The sequence below is a fragment of the Pseudorhodobacter sp. genome, assembly GCF_030452865.1.
In the GTDB taxonomy this organism is placed as follows: Bacteria; Pseudomonadota; Alphaproteobacteria; order Rhodobacterales; family Rhodobacteraceae; genus Pseudorhodobacter.
On record NZ_JAKDLJ010000240.1, the window covers coordinates 1 to 5,603 of the forward strand.

Below are 5,603 nucleotides of genomic sequence, written 5' to 3' on the forward strand. Positions count from 1 at the left end.
ACCCCTGCCCCAATCCGCAATGCCCCGCGCGCCGCCAACCGCGCTGCCCCGCCCGTGGCAATACCACCGGACAGGATAAGCGCATGACCGTGGGAAAATTTGTGACCGAAGCTTTTTTTCAGACCCGTCCCAAAGTTCGGATCACTAAGCCAAACCGAAGCTTCGGATAGTTGCGAGATTGACGGCAATCCAATATCAACGACCGCCAATTTGCCGCATTTGTCAGCGCCGAGCATATGGCCCAGCTTCGGGCGATGGAATGTCACCGTGAGATCCGGCTCAAAACGGAGCGGCCAAAGCTGCTCTCCCACCATAGGCGTTGCCTTGCGAAGTGCTTTGCCGCTGTCCGCGCAAGTGCCGCTGACCATATCAATTGCAACGCAATGAAATTGAATGTCATACGAATCATCCGGCACAAAGCTGCTGATCGTTGCGGCATATTCCGCTGCGAACAGCATCGGACGGTTCAAACCAATCCCCAGCAATGCGTCGATGATAACCACATGGCCGACATAAGCATTTCCCAGCAGCAGGTCGGCCTCCTTGCTGAAAAGCGCCGGTTCAAAGCATGAAGACATATCATCGTCATGGTCTAGCCGTTCTACATGGGTCGCGCCAACCACCTGCCACTTGTCAAAATTCGCTTTCGCATCCGGCGGCAAGTTAGCCGGATCACCCAACAAGAAAACAAAAACCTCCCAGCCCCATTCCTTCAACAACCGCGCCACAACGAACCCGTCGCCGCCATTGTTCCCCGGCCCGCACAGTACCACGGCGCGGTGCGATGTGGCGCGCAGCTCCGGCCATTCGTCAAAAATCGCCTCAAGCACCCCGCGTCCGGCGCGTTCCATCAGTTCCAGCCCGGTCACTTGGCCAGACTCAATCGCCGCCTGTTCAATCGCGCGCATCTGGGCCGCTGTCAGCAATTCGGTCATTTTCCACGCCTCATTGATCATCAAGTAGCCTGTTTTTCGGGCTAAATGCCTAAAACTTGGGCAAAAAGGCGAAAACCACCCTTTTTCGTCCCCCGGTTTGCACCCCGGCAATTGTCCCCAATGCACCAAAATGGTCAACAGACCTCAGTGAATAGAAGTGAGGATGCCGGGCGATGAAAAAGATCGAAGCGATCATCAAGCCGTTCAAATTGGACGAAGTGAAAGAAGCGCTTCAGGAGGTCGGGATTCAGGGCCTGTCTGTCACCGAAGTCAAAGGTTTTGGCCGCCAGAAAGGCCACACGGAGCTGTATCGCGGCGCGGAATATGTGGTGGATTTTCTGCCCAAGGTGAAAATCGAAGTGGTGCTGACCGATGATATGGTCGACGCCGCGATCGAGGCGATCATCGCCGCCGCCCGCACCGACAAGATCGGGGATGGCAAGATCTTTGTTTCCCCTGTTGAACAGGCGATCCGCATCCGTACCGGCGAGTCCGGCGACGACGCGATCTAAGATGAAACTGCCCGCAAAACGCCGGGCTGCACGACACTTTCGACAATGAAGGAAACGGTTGAGATGAGCAAAGTCCACGACATTCTGCAATTGATCAAGGATGAGGAGGTGCAATACCTCGATGTCCGCTTCACTGACCCCAAGGGAAAACTTCAGCATGTGACGCTGGACATCGACCTCGTGGATGAAGACTTCTTTGAAGAAGGCTTCATGTTCGACGGTTCCTCGATCGCAGGCTGGAAATCCATTGACCAATCCGACATGAAACTGATCCTTGATCCGGGGTCGGCCTATATCGACCCGTTCTATGCCGAGAAAACCATCTGCGTGCATTGCAACGTCGTGGAGCCTGACACCGGAGAGGCCTATTCCCGCGATCCGCGCGGTACCGCCGCCAAGGCCGAGGCTTACCTGAAATCAACCGGTATCGGTGATACCGCCTATTTCGGCCCCGAAGCCGAATTTTTCCTGTTCGACGATGTACGCTACTCCGTCACCCCGCAGAAGGTTTCGTTTGAGCTGGACGCGGAATCCGCCGCATGGAACACTGACGCCGAATTCGAAGGCGGCAATATGGGCCACCGCGCCGCGCACAAAGGCGGCTATTTCCCGGTCAACCCGATTGATGAGGCGCAGGATATCCGCAGCGAAATGCTGTCAACGATGAAGCGCATGGGCATCAAGGTCGACAAGCATCACCACGAGGTCGCGAGTTGCCAACATGAGTTGGGGATGATCTTTGGCGGATTGGTGGAGCAGGCTGACAATATCCAGAAATACAAATACGTCATCCACAACGTCGCCCATGCTTACGGCAAGACCGTGACCTTCATGCCAAAGCCGATGAAGGGCGACAACGGCTCTGGCATGCATGTGAATATGTCGATCTGGAAAGACGGTAAACCTTTGTTTGCAGGCGACAAATATGCCGACCTTTCCCAAGAGGCGCTTTGGTTCATCGGCGGCATTCTGAAACATGCAAAATCGCTGAACGCGCTGACCAACCCGTCAACCAACAGCTACAAACGCCTGATCCCCGGTTTTGAAGCGCCGGTTCTGCGCGCCTACTCCGCGCGCAACCGTTCTGGCTGCGTCCGTATTCCGTGGACCGAAAGCCCGAAGGCCAAGCGGGTGGAGGCCCGCTTCCCCGACCCTGCGGCGAACCCCTATCTGGCGTTCTCGGCGCTGTTGATGGCTGGTCTTGACGGGATCAAACACAAGATTGACCCTGGCCCGGCGTCGGACAAGGATCTGTATGATCTGCCGCCCGAGGAACTGGCCGCAATCCCGACTGTTTGCGGGTCGTTGCGCGAAGCACTGGAATCGCTCGAAGCCGATCACGATTATCTGCTGGCCGGTGATGTGTTCACCAAGGACCAGTTGGAAGGCTTCATCGCCCTGAAATGGGAGGAGGTCTATGCCTATGAGCATACGCCGCACCCGATCGAATATGCGATGTACTATTCCTGCTGAGGCTGGTGTCTGAGCCATAAATATCAAAGGTCGCCCGCGTGGGGCGGCCTTTTTCAATACCCCTTGCAATTTTTATGCTCCTCCCCCATTTCAGCGCCAGGGGATGACAGGCTCCCGCCCTCCGCAGGCCAACAGGCCAAGGTGAAGCCGGTTTTGACATTGCTTTCATGGATCAGCTTTTGGGTCATGCAAGACAATCGTAACGCGGGGAACGGGTGGCGGTGGCATGGCCTTATGAAAGGCACGATCATGCACGACGATACTTTACAAATTACGGGTCATAACGCGCTCAAGGCACAGGCCAAACGGTTACGCAAGGCGCTTGCCGATAGCGGCACCGAGGTCAGCCACAGCCGCGCGCTGGAACTGGTTGCGCAATCGCTGGGCGCGCGCGATTGGAACACTTTGGCGGCCACGCAACCCAACACTGTGGGCGGCTGGCAGGTGGGCCAGGCTGTTCGCGGCCACTACCTCGGTCATGCATTTTCCGGGCGCGTCCATGCCGTCAGCGCCCATGCGGGTGACCGGCAACGCCTGACGGTGGATTTCGACACGCCGGTCGATGTCGTCAGGTCGGCGCATTTCTCCAGCTTCCGGCGGCGAATTTCGGCGCTGGTGGGGTCCGATGGCCGCACGGTGGAGAAAACCTCTGACGGGCAACCGCATCTGGTTCTTGTACTGTAGGCGGTTGAAGAAGTGAAAAGATGGCCTTTCCCGAACCGGGAGGGGCCATTTTGGTCCGAAGCCTCACCGCGTCTGCGGCACACCCGGCAGCACGCAGAGCATTTCATAGAGCAGGTTCGCTGCAATCAAGGCGGTATTGCCGGATGGGTCATAGGGCGGTGACACCTCGACCAGATCGCAGCCGACAAGGTTCAACCCGGCGCAGCCACGGATGATCTCCAGCGCTTGTATCGTGGTCAACCCGCCGGGTTCCACCGTCCCGGTTCCGGGTGCGAACGCCGGGTCGAGACTGTCGATGTCATAGGTCAGATAGACGGGTGCATCGCCGATCTGCTCGTGAATCCCTCTCATCAGTGGCATCAGCGACTTGTGCCAGCACGCCTCCGCTTGCACCACGGTCCAGCCTTGCCCCCGCGCCCAGTCAAAATCATCCGGACCGTAGCCGGTGCCGCGCAGGCCGATCTGAAACACCTTGTCGTTGATCAGGCAGCCATCCTCCCAGGCGCGACGAAACGGGCAGCCATGCGCGACCCTCTCGCCAAACATCTCATCGTTGATATCCGCATGGGCGTCGATATGGATCAGCGCGACCGGGCCGTGGCGCTCCTTGATCGCGCGCAGGATCGGCCATGTCAGGGTATGATCACCGCCAAGCGTCAGCGGGATGGTGCCGTGGGACAGTACCTCGCGATAATGGGCGGTAATGATATCCACCGATTTCTTCAGATCGAAGGTGTTGATCGGCACATCGCTGATATCGGCCACTTGCAGATGATCGAACGGAGCTGCCCCCGTCGCCATGTTATAGGGCCGCAACATCCGCGATTCGTCGCGGATCTGGCGCGGACCGAGCCTTGTGCCGGGACGGTTCGACGTGCCGATATCCATCGGGATGCCGATAAAGGCGGCGTCCAGACCCTGCGCCGTTTCCTGACTTAGCAGCCGCATCATGGTGGCGGGGCCACCAAAGCGTGGCATCTGGTTCCCGCCTAGCGGTTGGTTGTTTTGCCTGGTCATGGCGCGGCCCTTTCCTGTGGTTTGGCCAGCATTTCGGATGCGTGTGCATTTGGCAAGCGGCGCAGGGGGGCGCGGCCCCCCCTCTGGGCCTTGAGGCCCATTCACCCCCCGGGATATTTTCGAACAGATGATTATGGAGTCAGGGGTTATGGGCGGTTTTCAGGCTGGCAATCGCCTCGGGCGGCAGCGCCGTCAGGGGCAAGACATAGGTATGAATCGTGAACAGCACCGCGCGCGTTTTCGGCAGCCGGATCAGGCATTGGTGTTCGGCGCGCAGGTAATGTGGCACGGCGTCGCTGCGCGGGGCGGCTGCGGTTCTTGGGTGGAACAGGTCTGGTTTGGCATAGAGGTTGTGGTTCATCCGCCAGATCGGTCGATCCGGTTGCAAGCCGTCGAGCAGGCGTTGCACGCGGCGGGTGATGTTGGCGTCATATTTCGGCACCGGGACATGGATGCGCGACATTGGCTGGCCGAGTTTTTCCGCCAGCGTCCAACTTGCCGGGAAGCAGAGGATGGCACCTGCCAGCAGATGCTCCCCCTGCCCGTCGGGCAGCATCAGGCAGAGGTCTTGCTGGATCAGGCGACCGAGGGTGAGCAGCGGTGCTGTACGGTTCAGCGTAACGGTGACCCCATCTGGGCGGGTGACGGCATCGGCGCTCACACGGTAGGCCGCGCTCCGCGCCAGTTTTTCTAGAACGATATCATAGGTTTCGCGTGCGGCATCGGTGGCGATATCCGTCATCCCATGCACCGGAGCACCCTCTGCGAGCAGGCGGTCACGTTCTGCCATCTGGCCTGCGAAGGCCTCATCCACCAGCAGCCAATCCTCGTTGAGCGGCAGCGTTCCGGGCAGCGGCACGGCGGCAGCTGGCAGAACGTTGAAGCGAACCCAGTCGAAGTCCCAGTCGCGTTCGCCACCCAGCGCCAGGCGGATGTCGACGTAGTTGGTGGCGGAGAAGGTTTTTGACGTTGTGTTACCCGA

At 58.8% G+C, this 5,603-nt stretch carries 6 protein-coding genes; 3 read left to right on the top strand and 3 right to left on the bottom strand.

Translation table 11 applies throughout. The annotated features are described in order from the left end of the window. Positions 1 to 935: NAD(P)H-hydrate epimerase (locus tag L0H65_RS13340; RefSeq protein WP_301459541.1), on the bottom strand; the 935-nt coding region annotated here is incomplete at its 3' end. 173 nt (positions 936 to 1,108) lie between these two features. On the opposite strand from L0H65_RS13340, the gene L0H65_RS13345 reads away from it, so the two are divergent. From L0H65_RS13345 to L0H65_RS13355, 3 genes are all read left to right on the top strand, one after another. Beyond that, positions 1,109 to 1,447: a P-II family nitrogen regulator gene (locus tag L0H65_RS13345; protein WP_301459542.1), complete on the top strand. Its 339-nt coding sequence runs from the start codon at positions 1,109 to 1,111 to the stop codon at positions 1,445 to 1,447. Positions 1,448 to 1,510: 63 nt separating this feature from the next. Continuing rightward, positions 1,511 to 2,920 carry a type I glutamate--ammonia ligase gene (glnA, locus tag L0H65_RS13350; protein WP_301459543.1) on the top strand — a complete coding sequence of 470 codons (1,410 nt, stop codon included), beginning with the start codon at positions 1,511 to 1,513 and terminating at the stop codon, positions 2,918 to 2,920. A gap of 249 nt (positions 2,921 to 3,169) precedes the next feature. Next, complete coding sequence (locus L0H65_RS13355) at positions 3,170 to 3,604, top strand: glyoxalase superfamily protein (RefSeq protein ID WP_301459544.1); 435 nt, start codon at positions 3,170 to 3,172, stop codon at positions 3,602 to 3,604. Between the two features lie 63 nt (positions 3,605 to 3,667). Here the strand turns inward: L0H65_RS13355 and speB are convergent, their stop codons facing one another. Together speB and L0H65_RS13365 are read right to left on the bottom strand one after the other, a co-directional pair. Next, complete coding sequence (speB, locus tag L0H65_RS13360) at positions 3,668 to 4,621, bottom strand: agmatinase (protein WP_301459545.1); 954 nt, start codon at positions 4,619 to 4,621, stop codon at positions 3,668 to 3,670. Positions 4,622 to 4,760: 139 nt separating this feature from the next. After that, positions 4,761 to 5,480, bottom strand: coding sequence for a DUF3445 domain-containing protein (locus tag L0H65_RS13365; protein ID WP_367651996.1), 720 nt, complete (start codon positions 5,478 to 5,480; stop codon positions 4,761 to 4,763). Positions 5,481 to 5,603: the final 123 nt, after the last annotated feature.